The organism is Sphingobium sp., from assembly GCA_023266575.1.
Classification (GTDB): Bacteria; Pseudomonadota; Alphaproteobacteria; order Sphingomonadales; family Sphingomonadaceae; genus Sphingobium.
Genome location: JAHFPV010000013.1, coordinates 41,594 through 57,192, shown reverse-complemented (window position 1 = coordinate 57,192; position 15,599 = coordinate 41,594). Strand labels below are relative to the sequence as shown.

Genomic DNA, 15,599 nt, shown 5'->3' with positions numbered 1-15,599 from the left:
GAATGGATACTCACAGGGCAATTGCTGCAAGTGACTATCAATACCGATTAGGAAAGACCAGAAGGAAATGGCGTCCGGCGCGGCAGATCATATCGCCGGGTAGCGCAGCCGCCCGATGAAACGCGCGAGGCTGAGCCGCTCGCCGCCGCCCACACCCTTGACCTGTGCCTTGAACTTTTCGAAGCGCATGACGCCCTCGATCCGCCGAGCGAGGAAGGCGCGGCTGTCGGCATGGCCGTCGCTCTCGTCATCGACGAACACCAGCAGCGTGGCGGCATAGACCCCGGCCAGCGTCATCCGCTTGGTATAATGGGCAAGGTCGGTGGCATTGTCGCCCGCCGCGCGCCACATGACGTCGGCCGCGCGCCAGCCCAGCCGGGTCGCGCGCGCTGCATTGGTCGGCATGGCAAGGATGGCGATGGCGCGGCGCAGCGCTTCGCGGTCGGGCGCTAGCAGGTTGAGCCGCGCCTCCACCAGCGCGATGATCCTGCGCCGGATCGACAGCGCGTCGAGCGTTTCGGGCGGTAGCGCATCCAGCATCCGCGTATCGATGCTGGCGAACCAGGCGTCGATCATGTCGACCGGCCCATCGGCAAAGGCGAGCGCGGCAATATCTGGATCGACGCCCTTTTCCGCCGCCGCCATCGCGACGGCTTCCTTGCGCCAGCCATCAAAGGCAGCATGGCGCGCCATCACAGGCGCCAGCAGGGCGCGGATTTCATCAAGGGTCATGTCGGCAATGTCGCTCATAAGCCCAATCTAGGCACGCGAGGGCAGCCGCACAAGCACCAGCGCAATGGCAACCGCCATCGTCCCAATCATATCGGTGACGCTCAGCCATTCGCCAAACAGCATCCAGCCCAGCACGGCGGAGACGGCGGGTTGCAACAGCAGGCTGAGGCCCAGCACCAGCGGGGTGAACCAGCCGATCGCATAGGTGAGCAGCCCCTGCCCGATCAGCTGGCTGGTCAGCGCAAGCACCACCAGCGGGGTCCAGTCACCGGGCATGATCCGCTCCCCCAGCCACAGCGCGCACAGCAAGAGCGGCGGCGCGCTAGCCACGCTGGAGATCGCCAGCACCGACCAGCTGTCCAGCCGCCCGCGCACCCCCTGCACGATCAGCAGATAGCCGGTATAGAGCGCGCCTGCGAGCAGGCAGAGCAGGTCGCCATGGAGGTAGCGGGGCGAGAGTTCATAGCTGCCCCCCATCATCACCGCTGCGCCTGCTGCCGCCAGAGTGAGCGCGATTGCCTGCATCCGCTTTGGCCGCTGGCGCAGTATGACCAGCCCCCAGATCGGCAGCATCAGCCCGCTCATATTGCCGAATATGGTGGCGTTGGTGACTTTGGTGTAGAGGATGCCGATATGCCAGGCGGCCAGATCGGCGGCGAAGAACAACCCGGACCAGACCAGCGCGCCCCATTCGCGGATCGTCGGCGCGGTGCGGCGCAGCCCCGGCAGCGCCAGCAGGATGAGGAAAGGCAGGGCCAGCGTCAGCCGCCAGAAAGCCGCCGCCACCGGCCCGACATCGGCCAGCCGTACCAAGACCGGGCCGAGCGGCAGGATGAGATTTGCCAATATCAGGGCAGGAAATGCGAATTTGGGAATATCCGCGCGCATGGTAGGGGTTGAACTGGCCATGGCGGCTCCCTAGCTGGCTTTCAGCATCAAGTCCCGTTGCAATTTGCAACTTTGATAAAGGGAGATTTCATGTCTAGCCTGTTCAAGCCTGTCCAGATCGGCGCCATCACCGCTCCCAACCGCGCCATCATGGCGCCGCTGACCCGTGGCCGTGCGACTCGTGACCATGTGCCGACGCCGATCATGGTCGACTATTACCGCCAGCGCGCCGGCGCGGGCCTGATCATCACCGAAGCGACCGGCATTTCGCGCCAGGGGCTGGGCTGGCCCTATGCGCCGGGCATCTGGTCGGACGAACAGGTCGTCGCCTGGCAGCCAGTGACGCAAGCCGTGCATGAGGCGGGCGGGCGGATCATCGTCCAGCTCTGGCATATGGGGCGGCAGGTCCATTCGAGCGTGACCGGCGAGCAGCCGGTGTCATCCAGCGCGACCGCAACGGCGGGTGACGCCCATACCTATGAAGGCAAAGCGCCGTTCGAGACCGCCCGGCCGTTGGCGACAGAAGAGATTCCCGGCCTGATCGACACTTATGTCACCGCCGCGCACAATGCGATCCGCGCCGGGTTTGACGGGGTGCAGATCCACGCCGCAAATGGCTATCTCATCGACCAGTTCCTGCGCGACAACGCCAATTTTCGCACCGACCAATATGGCGGCAGCATCGAAAACCGTGTGCGGTTGTTGGCCGAAGTCACGCAGGCGGTGGCCGATGCGATCGGCGCGGACAAGGTGTCGGTGCGCCTGTCGCCCAATGGCGATGCGCAGGGCGTGAATGACAGCAATCCTGGGCCGCTGTTCGCCCATGCGGCGGAAGTACTGAACGCGATCGGCATCGCCTCGCTCGAACTGCGTGAGCCGGGACCGGACGGCACGTTCGGCGCGACCGAGGTGCCGCGCCAGTCGCCGCTGATCCGCCAGCATTTCAAGGGGCCGCTGATCCTGAACAGCGATTATGACAAGCAACGGGCGCAGGCAGACCTGGACAGCGGCCTTGCCGACGCGATCAGCTTTGGCCGCCCCTTCATCGCCAATCCCGACCTGGTGGAACGGCTGGGCAGCGATGCGCCTTTGAACCCGATCAAGGGTATGGAGACCTGGTATGGTCCGGGCGAGGATGGCTATACCAACTATCCGGCACTGGCCGAACAACGCGTCACGGCGTAACCACATTACCCGTCATCCCCGCGAAAGCGGGGACCCAACGTGCCGCCGCCAATCCAGCCGCGTAACGAGACATGGGTTCCCGCCTGCGCAGGAATGACGGGTGCTTTCCGAGTTTTCCGGCGCTCTACTTAAAATCCTCCCCTTGCAGGGGAGGATTGTTCGTCTCTTACGCCCCGAACCTTTCGCGCAGGGCCAGCATGGCGATGGCCGCCTTGGCCGCTTCGCCGCCCTTGTCCTTTTCTGTCGGCTTGGCGCGAGTCAGCGCCTGCGCTTCATTCTCCACCGTCAAAATGCCGTTGCCGATCGCGATCGCGTCCATGCTGAGCGCCATCAGGCCGCGCGCGCTTTCGTTCGACACGACTTCGAAATGATAGGTTTCGCCGCGGATCACCACGCCGATGGCGATGAAGCCGTCATAGCGGCCGCTTTCGGCCGCCAGAGCTATGGCGCCGGGGATTTCCAGTGCGCCCGGCACCGTCACCACCTCATATTTATGCCCGGCGTCATCGAGCGCGGCTTTCGCGCCCTCGATCAGCAGGTCGTTGAGATGGTCGTAGAAACGCGCTTCGACGATCAGGAATTTGGCCATGATAAATCCTTTACAGCTCGATCGGACGCTGCCCAACCACGGCCAGGTCATAGCCGTCAAGCGCGATCAGACTGTGATGGCTGTTGGTCAGCAGGACCATGTCATGCACGCCCAGTTCGGCAAGGATTTGTGCGCCCACGCCATAGTCGCGCAATTCATCCATGCCACTGCCTGGGCGTCCGGCATGATGTTCCAGAATGCGGGTAACGAAGTTTTCGGGCGTTGGAACTGTCAGGACAACAATCAAGCCCGCTCCTTCCTGCGCAATAATCTCCATAGATTTGGATAACAGGCCCGAACGCTTGCCCATCGCGCCATAAACATCATCCAGCAACGATAGTTGATGCATCCGAACCAGTGTCGGCTGGTCGGATGTCACATGCCCCTTCTGCAACACAAGCTGCTCGGTCTGGGTCGCCTTGTTGTAGAAACTCATCGCCTTCCAGTCGCCGCCCCACTGGCTTTGAAACACCGATTCCGCGCGGCGTTCGACGATATGGTCATGGCGGCGGCGATAGGCGATCAGGTCGCGGATCGTGCCGATCTTCATCTTGTGCTTGGCGGCAAAGGGGATGAGGTCGTCAAGGCGCGCCATCGTGCCGTCATCCTTCATCACTTCGCAGATGACGCCAGACGGGTTGAGCCCGGCAAGCCGCGCCACGTCCACGGCCGCTTCGGTATGGCCCGTGCGCACCAGCACGCCGCCATCCTTGGCCACCAGCGGAAAGACATGGCCGGGCGTCACGATATCCGCCTTGCCCTTCGACCCGTCGATCGCGACGGAAATGGTGCGGGCGCGGTCAGCCGCGCTGATGCCGGTGGTCACCCCCTCGCGCGCCTCGATCGACACGGTGAAAGCGGTTTCATGCCGGGTGCCGTTATTGCGGCTCATCAGGCCCAGGCCCAACTTATCGACCCGGTCCTTGGTCAGCGCCAGGCAGATGAGGCCCCGGCCATGGGTGGCCATGAAATTGATCGCGTCGGGGGTCGCCATCTGCGCCGGGATGACCAGATCGCCTTCATTCTCGCGATCTTCATCATCGACCAGGATGAACATGCGGCCGTTGCGGGCTTCGTTGATAATTTCTTCGGGGCTGGCGAGCGCAGTGCCGCCCTCGCGCTTGAGCAGATAGGCTTCCAGCTTGCCCAGCGTGTCGGCGGTCGGGTTCCAGTCCCCCTCGCCCAGCTTGCGCAGCGAATTGGCGTGCAGACCCGCCGCACGGGCCAGGCCGGATCGCGACATGCCGCCATCGGTGATGAGGCTGCGGACGGTATCTATAAGGGCAGAGGACATGGCAAACGACTCCTTCCCGATCGCCGGGATGGGCCGTATATCACATTATAGTGTGATTATATCAAGAGGGAATCACATTGTGTGGTTGCGAACACTCATCATCCGGTCAAGATAGCGCGCGAGGACATCAATCTCCAGATTGAAGGTCCGCCCTTGCGGTAGCGCGTCCAGCGTCGTTTCAGCCGCCGTATGCGGGATGATGTTCAGGCAGAAATGGACGCTGCCATCGGGTTGATCCTCGACGCTGTTCACGGTCAGCGAAATACCGTCCAGCGTGATCGACCCCTTGGCCGCAAGCGCCGCGGCCAGCGCGGCAGGCGCGGCAACGACCAGCCGGATCGAATCGCCTTGCGGCGTGGCCGACACCAGATGGCCCACGCCATCGACATGGCCAGTGACGATATGCCCACCCAGTTCATCGCCGACCTTGAGCGCGCGTTCTAGATTGAGCCGGCCGCCCTGCGCCCACAGGCCCGGCGCGGTGCGCGCGACGGTTTCGGCCGACAAATCGACCGCGAACCAGTCCGCGCCCTTTTCCACCACGGTCAGGCACGCCCCCGAACAGGCGATCGACGCGCCGATCGCGACCGACGCCATGTCATAGCCGCTGCCGATGACCAGCCGCAGGTCGCCGCGTTGCTCCGCCTGGCGGATGGTGCCGATGTCGGTGATGATGCCGGTGAACATGAAACGCAAAGGCCCTTATAAACCACATCCGTTCGGTTCGAGCTTGTCGAGAACGACGCGCACTGTTCTCGACAAGCTCGAACCGAACGGAAATTGTTAAGTGGCTCTAAGCGCTCGACACCGCCTCGTAAACCTCCAGACGATCGACCCCCAGCCGTCGCTGGTCAGTCAGCCGCCAGCGGCCATGTGCATCGGCCAGGTCCATCAGGCCAATGTCGCCGATCCCCGCCAGCCCCGCGCCGATGATGATTGGTGCGCGATAAAGCAGCAGCCGGTCGACCAGCCCCGCGCGCAGAAATGCAGCTGCCGTTTCCGCGCCCCCCTCCACCAGCAGATGATCGACCCGGTCGAGCGCCGCAATCTCGTCGGGCGCGCGGATCCGTTCCCAGCCATCGGGCGCATCGCCCCGGCTGAGCAATATCCGGCGCGGCGACCGATCCTCCAGCCCAGCCAGCCGCACATCCAGCCCCGGCGCATCGGCGCGCAGCGTACCGCCGCCCACCACTATCGCGTCGTGCCGCGCCCGCTCTACATGGGCATGGGCGCGCGCATCCGGGCCGGTGATCCAGCGGCTGGAGCCATCGGCCAGCGCGATTCGCCCGTCGAGCGAGAGGCCGAGTTTCAGCGTCACATGCGGCCGCCCGCGCGTCTGGCGCAGCACAAAGCCCGCCATGGCGCGCGCAGCTTCCTCCGCCAGCAGCCCCATTTCCACCGTGATGCCGCGTTCGCGCAGCCAGGCCGCGCCCTGCCCGTCGGTGCGCGGATCAGGATCGCGCAGCGCGATCGCTACCCGCGCCACCCCGGCACGCGCCATCAGGTCGGCACAGCGCGGCCCGCGCGGCGACAGATGGAAACAGGGTTCCAGCGTCACATAGGCCGTCGCTCCACGGGCCTGCTCCATCGCCTGCCCCAGCGCCTGCGCTTCGGCATGAGGGCGGCCACCCTTTTGCGTCCAGCCACGCCCGACGACATGGCCGTCCTTGACGATCAGGCAGCCGACATTGGGATTGGGAGTAGAAAGCCCGCGCCCGCGCGCCGACAGCGCGATGGCAGCGGCCATGAAACGCCGGTCGGCGGCGGGCGTCGACGTCTGGCTCAGGGCTTGGCGACTTCCGGTTGCGCGCCCGGCTTGCTCTCAGCCTCCGCCTTCACCAGTCGCTGGTCGAGCATGGCGTTGATCTGCTTGACCGCTTCCTTGCGCCGGGCGGTATTGCGCGCCTCATCCTTGCGCCAGTCGATGCCGAACGCATCGGCGATCTTCTGCATCTCCACCTGATTTTTCTGCAATATGGCGTCGCGCCGGGCCAGGTCCATTTTCTGTTGCAGGATGATCGCCGCATCGCTGCGATTCGCGTCCCAGCTCTGGACATAGATGATCTTGTTGCGCGTCGGCATGGTGTTGGTGTTGGCGTCGGTGATGAAGGTCCAGACGATCACCCAGGTGAACGCCATGGAAACGCCCAGCAGCGGCCATTTATGCTGGCGCGGCTGGCGGAAATAGCCCCACAGATCGCCAAGCGCGCTCTTGGGGGAAACGGGACGGGGAAAAATCGCCATGTCGTCCATATAGTGCAGGCCGCGCCCGGATGCAAAAGGGGTGATGCAACGCCCATCCTCCCCTTTTGGGGGAAGATGGGCGTCGCGCGTCACCGGTCCGTCAGGGTGAAGCGCACTGTCAGCGTTTTCGTCGTCGCCACTGGTACGCCATCGCGCGTGGCGGGGCGGAAGCGCCATTTGCGCAGGGCGTGGCGCTGGGTGGCGATCCAGAAACTCTCATCGGTCGCCGAAATTCTTGCAATGTCAGTGACGCGCCCTGCGGCATTGATTGTGACCCGCACCGTCACCGCCCCTTCCAGTCCCTGACGGATCATCGCACCGGGATAGTCGGGCTGAAACTGCGACAGCGCGCGCGGATCGATGCCGGCATCGACCAGCACAGGCACATGGGGCGGATCGATGGGCGGCAAGATGATGGTGGGGCCAGGATCAATCCCGTCTCCCGTCCCGGCGCCGCCGGTGATGACCGGATCGCCCTGCGCGCCAGGCACGATCGGGTCCATAGCGGTGGGTTGCTGCTCGGTCGGGCGAGTCTTTATCGGTTTCTCGACCGTCGGCTCGATGGGTTCAGGCGGGGGTGTCTTGTCGGCTTCCACCGGATAGGTTTCAATCGGCGGCGGGGTGAACACCGTGTCGATCACCTCCTTGGGGATCAGCAGCCACGCCCCTATCACCAGCGCATGGACGGCGATCGCCCCGCCAATACCAACCGGCGACCCGGTGCCGCTGCGATAGCCCGACGGTGTCGGCCTCTCGCCTGCACCTGCTATTCTCCCATGCCCGATGGCTGCCTGCATCATGCTCATCCGCATCGCCCGACTCCTCTCCTGCCCGCCCGCTGTTGGACGGCACATGACATGTTACATCATATTTCTATGATATGTTGCAACATCATTTTTTAAGGCCGCGCAGATGCTATGCTTTTACCAGTTAGAGCCGGTCAACATTCAGATGATGACGAGCCGAGCCGCAGGCCATCGCAGGTAAAATGGTGGTTTGTCGTGACCCTTGAAACGAGTCACGTGCCTCGTTTCAACGCAGCCTACTAAAAGTAGGTGAGCACCGGAAGCACGGGAAACCGCCATTTGCAGGCCGTCAGGGCTGAATGTCGATTGAGCCTAGAACAGCGTGTCGATGGCGTGGATGATCAACCCTACCAGCCCGCCGACCAGCGTGCCGTTGATGCGGATATATTGCAGGTCGCGGCCAACCGCGCCCTCAAGCCGATTGGTGATAGTGCCCGCGTCCCAGCCGCGCACCGTGTCACTGACCAACCGGACGATCGCGTCGCCATAGGTGGCGGTCGCCCCCACCGCCGCGCGGCGCACGAAGCGGTTGATGACATGGCGCAGCCGCGCATCCTCCTGCAACGTGCCACCCAACTGGCGCAACGCCTCGCCCAGTCGCCCGGCCATCGCCTTGCCCGGATCGCGCACTGCGCGCAACAACCCGCTGCGCGCCTGTTCCCACAGGCCGTCAATCCAGCGCTGCATCGCCGGATTGTCGAGAATCTCGTCGCGGATTTGCGCTGCCTTCGCCTGCATCTCGATATCGAACTGGAGGTCGAAGGCGAGCTTCGCCATCCCCTCCTCGGCCTTCAGCCGCAGGCTGTGACCCGGATCGGCGGCCATTTCCGCCAGCATCTTGCGCAGCCCGTCGATGATCGCATTGGCCAGATTTTCGTCCAGCCCCGTCCAGCGCAGCACCTTGCCCGCCTTGTCATGCACCATCTGGCGGATCATGTGATCATTCGCCTCCAGCGTGCGGTCCGCCCAGTGGATGATGCCGTCCATTACCGGGGCATGGCGCCCGTCGCGCATCGCCGCCTCGATCGCTTGTCCTACCAGCGGGCCGATATTGATGCCGCGCAGCCGCTGGCCGATCGCGCCCTTCACCATGCCGCCCAGCCGTTCCTGGTCGAGCGCCTCCAGCATATCGGCGATCAGCCGCGACGCCCCCTCGCGCAACCGTCCGTCGCCCGCCGAGGGGCTGGCGAGGAAACGCCCGGCAGCGGCGGCGACATCCATGCCGCGCATCCGCCGCGCGACCACGGCAGGGGTCAGGAAATTGTCGCGCAGGAAGATGGCCAGCGTCTCGCCGATACGGTCCTTGTTGCGCGGGATGATCGCGGTGTGCGGAATGGGCAGGCCGAGCGGATGGCGGAACAGGGCCGTGACCGCAAACCAGTCGGCCAGCCCGCCAACCATCGCCGCTTCGGCAAAGGCCTGCACGAAGCCGATGGCCGGGTGCAGATGCGCGGTGCTGCGCGCAGCGATGAACAGCGCCGCCATCGCCAGCAACATGCCCGTCGCCAGCAACCGCATCCGTCGCGAGGGATTGGGCAGGCTTTCGCCGATCGGCCGGGGGACGCGGAGCAACTTCATGGCTCCCCAACGGTTACGCCGCCGTTTCGTTCAGGCAAAGCGTTGTTTTGCTACCCGATCATTCCGCCGGTTGAACATGCCCCGGCGCATCCTTGTCGTCGCCCGGCTTGTAGGTCAGCAGACCCCGGCCCAGGCGCGGCCCGACCCAGCTTTCGATTGCGATCGCCAGACTGAAGGTCGCCGGCACGATCACTAGCGTCAGCACGGTCGACAGGATCAGTCCGCCGATCACCGTGATGCCCATCGGCGCGCGCCAGGCACCATCGCCCGACAGCGACAGGGCCGTCGGCACCATGCCCGCGACCATCGCCACCGTGGTCATGACGATCGGCTGGGCACGCTTATGCCCCGCATCCATGATCGCCTCGAACTTGGGCACGCCCTTCTCCATCTCCTCCAGTGCGAAGTCGATGACGAGGATCGAGTTTTTAGCAACGATGCCGAGCAGCATCAGCAGGCCGATCAGCACCGGCATCGATACCGGCTGGCCAGCGATATGCAGCGCCAGCGCACCGCCCAGCGGAGCCAGCACCAGCGACCCCAAGTTGACGAAGGGCGGCATGATCCGCTTGTAGAGCAACACCAGCACCGCCAACACCAGCAGAATGCCGGAAATGACGGCGATGATGAAATTTTCGATCATCTCGCCCTGCCACTTCGCATCGCCTGCAGTAATCTGCTGCACGCCCTGCAACTTGCCTTCCTTGATCTGCTTCATGATCGGAATGGCATTGATCTTGGCATTGGCCTGGCTGGTGACGATGCCCGGTGCCAGGTCGGCTCCGACGACAATGCGGCGGATCTGGTTGTAGCGGCGAATCTGCGTCGGCCCTGCGCCAAAGCTGATATCGGCGACAACCTTCAACGGCACCGATCCACCATTAATTGTCGGCACCGGCATATTTTCGATGGTGCCGATATCCTTGCGGCTATCTTCGGCAATCGACACGCGGATCGGAATCTGGCGATCGGACAGCGAGAATTTGGCGCTGTTCTGGTCGATATCGCCAATCGTCGCGATGCGGATGGTCTGGCTCAATGCAGCGGTAGTCACGCCCATACTGGCGGCCAGGTCCAGCCGCGGCTTGATGATAATCTCCGGCCGCTGCATGTCGCCCTGAACACGCGGAGCGCGCAACTCACGGATCTTGGCCATTTCGGCGACCAGTTCGTTGGCGGCTGCATCCAGCTTCACCGGATCGTCAGACCCAAACATCAGGATGATATCGCGGCCAAAGCCACCACCCGATTGCGACTGGAAATTCACCCGCGCGTCGGCGATCGTCTGGAATTTCGGCGCAATCTTGCGCTCCCAGTCCACTGACGAGATCGGGCGATCCTTCTTGAGCGTCAGGAAAATGTCGGCGTTAGTGGTTTCGATGTCGGCAAAAGCCGCATCGACCACTTCGGTGTCGGCGGCCAGCATATCGGCGACCCGGCGGGTAATCGCGGTCGTCTGCGCCAATGTGCTGCCCGGCACAGTCTCGATCTTCACCTGGCTGAAATCGGTATTGGTGACCGGCTGGAAGGTCATGGGCAAGGTCGCAAAGGCAATGATCGTCGCGACAAAGGCCAGAAAGCCAAAGCCGACCGTCCACATCCGGTGATCCAGGAAAATCGCGGTAAAACGCCGCCACCCGCCCCGCGCTCGATGGGCGATGGCACGGCGCTCATCGAGCGACCAGCGCAGCACGTCCATATAGCGGTCCATCATCCACCCCTCGCCATGGCTCTGGGCACCATGGGCCTTGAGGAAATAGGCCGCCAGCATCGGCGTGATCAGCCGGGCCACCGCCAGGCTCATGAGGACGGACACGACCACGGTCATGCCGAACTGGATGAAGAACTGCCCGGAAATACCCGGCATCAGCGCGACGGGCAGGAACACCGCGACGATCGCCATGGTCGTCGCCAGCACCGCCAGACCGATTTCGTCGGCCGCGTCGATCGACGCCTGATAGGCGCTTTTGCCCATGCGCATATGGCGCACGATATTCTCAATCTCCACGATAGCGTCATCGACCAGCACACCTGCCACCAGGCTCAACGCCAGCAGCGAGATGAAGTTGAGCGTGAAGCCCATCATGTCCATGAACCAGAAGGCCGGAATAGCCGACAGCGGGATGGCCAGCGCCGAAATCATCGTTGATCGCCAGTCGCGCAGGAACAGGAACACGATCACGACCGCCAGCACTGCGCCTTCGATCATCGCGGCCATCGCCGAATGATATTGGTCCTTGGTGTAATCGACGCTGGTATAGAGCTGCTTGAAGGTGACCTTGGGGTTTTCCTTGCGCAGCTTGTCCAGCTCCTTCATCGCCTCGTCATAGACGGTGACGTCGGACGCGCCCTTGGCCTTTTCCATGCTGAAACTGGTGACCTGACGCCCGTTCATCAGCGACAGGTTGCGCTGTTCGGCATACATGTCGCGCACATCGGCGATGTCGGCCAGCTTGACCGTGCGACCGCCGCTGATGGCGATCTGGGTCGCGCCCAGATCGCGCGCATTGGCGGCGTTGCCCAGCACGCGGATCGACTGTTCGGCCCCGGCAATTTCGGTACGCCCGCCCGCCGCGTTGATGTTGACCTGCTGCAACTGCTGGTTGACCTGCGCGGCGGTGATGCCGAACGCCTGCAATTTGGCGGGGTCCAGAATGACGCGGATTTCCCGGCTGACGCCGCCACCGCGATTGACCGCCGCCATGCCGCTGATCGACCGCAACCGCTTGGCCACGGTATTGTCGACATACCAGGACAACTCTTCCAGCGTCATGTCGGTCGCTTCGGCGCTGAAATAGGCGATCGGCCCGCCATCAATGTCGATGCGGGTGACCTGCGGTTCCAAAATGCCGTCGGGCAGGTCGCTGCGAATCTGGTCGACCGCGTTTTTGACGTCGTTGACGGCCCGGTCGACCGGCGTGCCGATCACGAACTGGACGTTGCTCAGCGACCGGCCTTCGGACACGAAGGACGTGATTTCATCCACGCCGCTGATGCCGCGCACCGCCGCCTCGACCCGCTGGGTGACCTGGGTTTCCAGCTCGGTCGGGGCAGCGCCCGGCTGGCTGACGACGACGCTGACCATCGGAAAGCTGATGTCGGGATTATTGTTGATGTCCATGCGGCTGAAACTGACCAGACCAGCCAGCAACAGCGCCGCGAACATGACGAGCGGCGTCACCGGATTGCGAATGGCCCAAGCCGATATATTCCGAAAATTCATGGGCTACAGCTTCCTTCGCCGGACGCAATCCGTCCCTTCATCCCGTCGCACAGCCACCCTGACACTAGGGCGCAACCTATATTTTACGAAGCCTTGAGGCGCTCCGGCTTGACCTTCTGTCCCGGCGTCAGGAAAGCGCCTGCCGACGTCACAATCTTTTCATTGCCAGTGATGCCGCTGGTCACGGCAACCCCCGCCTCCGACACCTGACCTACGGTCACGGCGCGCCGTTCGACTTCATTCTTGCCGTTGACGACATAGACATAATTGCCCTTGGGATCGCTCTGCACCGCCGATTCCGGCAGCAAGGGCGCGCTGCCCGACCCGCTGGTGATAGTCACGGCAGCAAAGCCGCCCGGCCGGATCGCCGCCTGATAGGGCAGCGCAATGCGGGCAATGCCCTGCCGCGTCTGCGGATCAACCACGGGCGACACCTGCCATACCCGTCCGGCAAACTTATCCTTGCCACCCACCGGAGTCACAATGGCGCTATTGCCCGGACGCAGCACCGCCAGGTCACCCTCGGCCACCTGCGCCAGCAATTCCATCTCGCCATCCTTGGCCATGCGGAACAGCACGCCGCTGCCAGACCCCACAATCTGCCCCGGCTCAACCACGCGGGTCAGCACCAGCCCGTTGGCAGGCGCACGAATGTCCAGCCGCCCGGTGCGGGCACGCTGTTCGGCCAGCTGGGCGACGGCGACATTGACGCGCGCATTGGCCGCGTCACGGGTCGCGGTGCGCTGGTCTATGTCCGCCGCGCTGATGAAGCCGCGCCCGACCAGCGCCTTGGCGCGATCCAGCTGCGCCTGCGCCAGCTTGGCGTCGGCGCGGGCAACCTCGACCTGCGCGGCGAGCGAATTGACCTGCTGCACCTGCACCGACCGTTCGATCACTGCGAGCACCTGTCCGGCGCGGACCCAGTCGCCCGGCTGCACCAGCACCCTGCTGACCATGCCGCCTTCACCCACGACGCCGACCGGCATGTCGATCCGCGCACCAAGCGATCCGGTGGCGGTCACCGTGCGCGCAACGGTCGACTGGCCCGGACTGCTGACCGTGACGACCGGCACCTGCGCCGTAACGGCAGGCGCTGCCGCGCCGCCGCCCCGCATCGAAATCCACACGGCACTGCCGACCAGCGCCACGACGATCACCGCCGCGACCAGCCACAGCCGCCGCTTGCGCGTGCGCGCATCCTCGTCGTCGATGACGACCGCTGAGTCGGCCATGACCTGGGTTTCGTAATTCATGCGATTCTGTCTCTCCGGCGCTTCGCCATCCAGCAGCTGTGTTATATGAATATAGCACCGCCCTCAAGCCCCAATATCATGGGTCAAAGGGGGAGGGCAAAGCGATATTGCGCGGCAGTATAAGCCAAAGCGGCGGAAATGGCACGGTGGTTCGTTGGGCGCGAACGGGACGGGCGGCGGCCCGGAACGGGATTCATTTGCCAAAAGCCCCCGATTATGGCGCTATATGTGCCGGGTGCGAAACATCGAGGGAGAGGAGCGCGCCATGGATTTGCTGGGTTGGATCATGATCGGCCTGCTGGCCGGGGCAATCGCAAAGCTGATCATGCCGGGACGCGACCCTGGCGGCTGTATCGTCACCATGTTGCTGGGCATTGCCGGCGCGCTGTTGGCGGGCTTTGTCGGGCGACTCGCCGGCTTCTATGCACCGGGCCAGAGCGCAGGCTTCATCGCCGCGATCCTGGGATCGATCGCCGTGCTGGCCCTATACCGCTGGTTCGCCGCGCGGAGATAGTTTTTCAGAATCCTCGGAAGAGCGAATTTTGGACCAACAAAAAAGACCGCGCCCGGTGAGGAGCGCGGCCTTTTGGGCGGTCAGTCGTGACAGGTGTGGTTAGCGCACCGACCCGCGACGGACCAGATTGACGATCGCCAGCAGGATGATCGCGCCGACCAGCGAAACGAGGAAGCTGTACAGCGTCAGGCCCGCATTGTTGATCGAACCGCCGCTGAAAATCATGCCGCCGATGAACGCACCGACGATGCCGACGACGATGTTGAGCAGGATGCCCTGCTGCGCGTCAGTCCGCATGACCATGCTGGCAAGCCAGCCAATAATGCCACCAACGACAAGCCACATAATGATGCCCATGATACTCTCCTTGACCACGCCCCCAGCGGGTTGGGTGCTGAGGGATTAACGGTGCAAGGGGCAGCCTGTTCCATGGGTGAAAAATGATTCCGGCCGGGAAACCATCCCCGTCCCGCGTCGTTACAGGCGGTTTTTCCTGATCCGTAAGCAAAAGGGGCCGCCGAGCCTTGCCCGGCGACCCCTTTTTGCTTGGCCTGAATATATCTCCGCCTGTGCGGATCAGTATTTCTGCTGCCGTTCGTAGAGGGATTTATAATATTGGATGCGCGTCACGCGCAGGCCGTGCATCCCCGACCGGTCGACCGCCCGCTGCCAGCCGGCAAATTCTTCCAGCGTCAGATTATAGCGCGCGCACGCTTCGTCCACGGTCAGCAAACCGCCATTGACGGCCGACACGACTTCCGCCTTGCGCCGCACGACCCAGCGGGTCGTGTCCGGTGGCGGGAGGCTGTCCAGCGTCAGCGGTTCTCCGAGCGGCCCGACGACCTGGGCTGGCCGTATTTTCTGGTTTTCGATCATTACTACCCTCAAAAGCGGCGCTGGCGTTGTCAAATCCAGCAGCGAACCCCTTATCCACATCAGCCCTGAAGAACGGCTAAAGCGCCAAGGTAAACGCCACCTTCATCATCCTTTCCCCACAGCTAAACGGTTCGCGATCAGCGGATTAAAGCTTCCTGCGAGCCGAACGGCTTCGATCATGCCGCCGGAACGTGGCGCGAAAATTCCCGCCAGTTCCTGGATCCAGTCCTCCGTTCCATCCTGCCCCCGCAGGACGCCCGCAACCGCCAGCGCAGTCGGGCTGGCCGCCTGCTGTGCTGCACAGGCAGCCCGCAGGAACGGCCAGACCGGCACGCGCGTGCGGCCTAGGGGTCTGGCATTGGCGGGGGTAAGCCCGCCTGTCCGAAGAAAACTCAAATCCATGACGCTGCTTCTACG

16 protein-coding genes are annotated in these 15,599 nt (G+C 63.7%); 2 read left to right on the top strand and 14 right to left on the bottom strand.

Annotated elements, in window-relative coordinates:
• Positions 1 to 87: 87 nt before the first annotated feature.
• Both Q0D44_RS13450 and Q0D44_RS13445 read right to left on the bottom strand, forming a co-directional pair.
• The gene (locus tag Q0D44_RS13450; protein ID WP_294137089.1) at positions 88 to 750 is read right to left on the bottom strand and encodes a COQ9 family protein; all 663 of its coding nucleotides are present in this window, start codon (positions 748 to 750) and stop codon (positions 88 to 90) included.
• A 9-nt stretch (positions 751 to 759) separates the two neighbouring features.
• Positions 760 to 1,641: a DMT family transporter gene (locus Q0D44_RS13445; protein ID WP_294137088.1), complete on the bottom strand. Its 882-nt coding sequence runs from the start codon at positions 1,639 to 1,641 to the stop codon at positions 760 to 762.
• Positions 1,642 to 1,710: 69 nt separating this feature from the next.
• On the opposite strand from Q0D44_RS13445, the gene Q0D44_RS13440 reads away from it, so the two are divergent.
• Complete coding sequence (locus Q0D44_RS13440; RefSeq protein WP_294137087.1) at positions 1,711 to 2,805, top strand: alkene reductase; 1,095 nt, start codon at positions 1,711 to 1,713, stop codon at positions 2,803 to 2,805.
• 166 nt (positions 2,806 to 2,971) lie between these two features.
• Here Q0D44_RS13440 and ribH read toward each other — a convergent pair whose 3' ends face one another.
• The 9 genes from ribH to Q0D44_RS13395 all read right to left on the bottom strand — a co-directional run bounded on the left by ribH (position 2,972) and on the right by Q0D44_RS13395 (position 13,792).
• On the bottom strand, positions 2,972 to 3,394 hold the full coding sequence (gene ribH, locus Q0D44_RS13435) for a 6,7-dimethyl-8-ribityllumazine synthase (protein ID WP_294137086.1): 423 nt from the start codon (positions 3,392 to 3,394) through the stop codon (positions 2,972 to 2,974).
• A 10-nt stretch (positions 3,395 to 3,404) separates the two neighbouring features.
• Positions 3,405 to 4,688 (bottom strand): 3,4-dihydroxy-2-butanone-4-phosphate synthase, encoded by a 1,284-nt coding sequence (ribB, locus tag Q0D44_RS13430; protein WP_294137085.1) that lies wholly within the window; start codon positions 4,686 to 4,688, stop codon positions 3,405 to 3,407.
• Positions 4,689 to 4,760: 72 nt separating this feature from the next.
• Positions 4,761 to 5,375: a riboflavin synthase gene (locus tag Q0D44_RS13425; RefSeq protein ID WP_294137148.1), complete on the bottom strand. Its 615-nt coding sequence runs from the start codon at positions 5,373 to 5,375 to the stop codon at positions 4,761 to 4,763.
• A gap of 106 nt (positions 5,376 to 5,481) precedes the next feature.
• A complete protein-coding gene (gene ribD / locus Q0D44_RS13420; protein ID WP_294137084.1) occupies positions 5,482 to 6,435 on the bottom strand; it encodes a bifunctional diaminohydroxyphosphoribosylaminopyrimidine deaminase/5-amino-6-(5-phosphoribosylamino)uracil reductase RibD in 954 nt (317 codons plus the stop codon).
• Between the two features lie 35 nt (positions 6,436 to 6,470).
• Positions 6,471 to 6,941 (bottom strand): hypothetical protein, encoded by a 471-nt coding sequence (locus Q0D44_RS13415; RefSeq protein ID WP_294137083.1) that lies wholly within the window; start codon positions 6,939 to 6,941, stop codon positions 6,471 to 6,473.
• 80 nt (positions 6,942 to 7,021) lie between these two features.
• Positions 7,022 to 7,744 (bottom strand): energy transducer TonB, encoded by a 723-nt coding sequence (locus tag Q0D44_RS13410; protein ID WP_294137082.1) that lies wholly within the window; start codon positions 7,742 to 7,744, stop codon positions 7,022 to 7,024.
• Between the two features lie 306 nt (positions 7,745 to 8,050).
• Positions 8,051 to 9,316, bottom strand: coding sequence for a DUF445 domain-containing protein (locus Q0D44_RS13405; RefSeq protein WP_294137081.1), 1,266 nt, complete (start codon positions 9,314 to 9,316; stop codon positions 8,051 to 8,053).
• Positions 9,317 to 9,374: 58 nt separating this feature from the next.
• Entirely contained in the window at positions 9,375 to 12,539 is a 3,165-nt protein-coding gene (locus Q0D44_RS13400; protein ID WP_294137080.1) for an efflux RND transporter permease subunit, read from the bottom strand.
• An 83-nt stretch (positions 12,540 to 12,622) separates the two neighbouring features.
• Positions 12,623 to 13,792 (bottom strand): efflux RND transporter periplasmic adaptor subunit, encoded by a 1,170-nt coding sequence (locus Q0D44_RS13395; RefSeq protein WP_294137079.1) that lies wholly within the window; start codon positions 13,790 to 13,792, stop codon positions 12,623 to 12,625.
• 265 nt (positions 13,793 to 14,057) lie between these two features.
• Between Q0D44_RS13395 and Q0D44_RS13390 the strand changes: the two genes are divergently transcribed.
• Positions 14,058 to 14,306, top strand: coding sequence for a GlsB/YeaQ/YmgE family stress response membrane protein (locus Q0D44_RS13390; protein ID WP_294137078.1), 249 nt, complete (start codon positions 14,058 to 14,060; stop codon positions 14,304 to 14,306).
• A 99-nt stretch (positions 14,307 to 14,405) separates the two neighbouring features.
• On the opposite strand, the gene Q0D44_RS13385 is transcribed toward Q0D44_RS13390, so the two are convergent.
• The 3 genes from Q0D44_RS13385 to Q0D44_RS13375 all read right to left on the bottom strand — a co-directional run bounded on the left by Q0D44_RS13385 (position 14,406) and on the right by Q0D44_RS13375 (position 15,584).
• The gene (locus Q0D44_RS13385) at positions 14,406 to 14,663 is read right to left on the bottom strand and encodes a GlsB/YeaQ/YmgE family stress response membrane protein (protein WP_217674270.1); all 258 of its coding nucleotides are present in this window, start codon (positions 14,661 to 14,663) and stop codon (positions 14,406 to 14,408) included.
• 219 nt (positions 14,664 to 14,882) lie between these two features.
• A complete protein-coding gene (locus tag Q0D44_RS13380; protein WP_006952381.1) occupies positions 14,883 to 15,182 on the bottom strand; it encodes a DUF1153 domain-containing protein in 300 nt (99 codons plus the stop codon).
• A gap of 105 nt (positions 15,183 to 15,287) precedes the next feature.
• Complete coding sequence (locus Q0D44_RS13375; RefSeq protein WP_294137077.1) at positions 15,288 to 15,584, bottom strand: hypothetical protein; 297 nt, start codon at positions 15,582 to 15,584, stop codon at positions 15,288 to 15,290.
• Positions 15,585 to 15,599: the final 15 nt, after the last annotated feature.

Excerpts from the sequence above, each read along its gene's own strand:
- Q0D44_RS13450 (WP_294137089.1), bottom strand. The coding sequence starts at position 750 with ATGAGCGACATTGCCGACATGACCCTTGATGAAATCCGCGCCCTGCTG.
- Q0D44_RS13445 (WP_294137088.1), bottom strand. The coding sequence starts at position 1,641 with ATGGCCAGTTCAACCCCTACCATGCGCGCGGATATTCCCAAATTCGCA.
- Q0D44_RS13440 (WP_294137087.1), top strand. The coding sequence starts at position 1,711 with ATGTCTAGCCTGTTCAAGCCTGTCCAGATCGGCGCCATCACCGCTCCC.
- ribH (WP_294137086.1), bottom strand. The coding sequence starts at position 3,394 with ATGGCCAAATTCCTGATCGTCGAAGCGCGTTTCTACGACCATCTCAAC.
- ribB (WP_294137085.1), bottom strand. The coding sequence starts at position 4,688 with ATGTCCTCTGCCCTTATAGATACCGTCCGCAGCCTCATCACCGATGGC.
- Q0D44_RS13425 (WP_294137148.1), bottom strand. The coding sequence starts at position 5,375 with ATGTTCACCGGCATCATCACCGACATCGGCACCATCCGCCAGGCGGAG.
- ribD (WP_294137084.1), bottom strand. The coding sequence starts at position 6,435 with ATGGCCGCTGCCATCGCGCTGTCGGCGCGCGGGCGCGGGCTTTCTACT.
- Q0D44_RS13415 (WP_294137083.1), bottom strand. The coding sequence starts at position 6,941 with ATGGACGACATGGCGATTTTTCCCCGTCCCGTTTCCCCCAAGAGCGCG.
- Q0D44_RS13410 (WP_294137082.1), bottom strand. The coding sequence starts at position 7,744 with ATGCGGATGAGCATGATGCAGGCAGCCATCGGGCATGGGAGAATAGCA.
- Q0D44_RS13405 (WP_294137081.1), bottom strand. The coding sequence starts at position 9,316 with ATGAAGTTGCTCCGCGTCCCCCGGCCGATCGGCGAAAGCCTGCCCAAT.
- Q0D44_RS13400 (WP_294137080.1), bottom strand. The coding sequence starts at position 12,539 with ATGAATTTTCGGAATATATCGGCTTGGGCCATTCGCAATCCGGTGACG.
- Q0D44_RS13395 (WP_294137079.1), bottom strand. The coding sequence starts at position 13,792 with ATGAATTACGAAACCCAGGTCATGGCCGACTCAGCGGTCGTCATCGAC.
- Q0D44_RS13390 (WP_294137078.1), top strand. The coding sequence starts at position 14,058 with ATGGATTTGCTGGGTTGGATCATGATCGGCCTGCTGGCCGGGGCAATC.
- Q0D44_RS13385 (WP_217674270.1), bottom strand. The coding sequence starts at position 14,663 with ATGGGCATCATTATGTGGCTTGTCGTTGGTGGCATTATTGGCTGGCTT.
- Q0D44_RS13380 (WP_006952381.1), bottom strand. The coding sequence starts at position 15,182 with ATGATCGAAAACCAGAAAATACGGCCAGCCCAGGTCGTCGGGCCGCTC.
- Q0D44_RS13375 (WP_294137077.1), bottom strand. The coding sequence starts at position 15,584 with ATGGATTTGAGTTTTCTTCGGACAGGCGGGCTTACCCCCGCCAATGCC.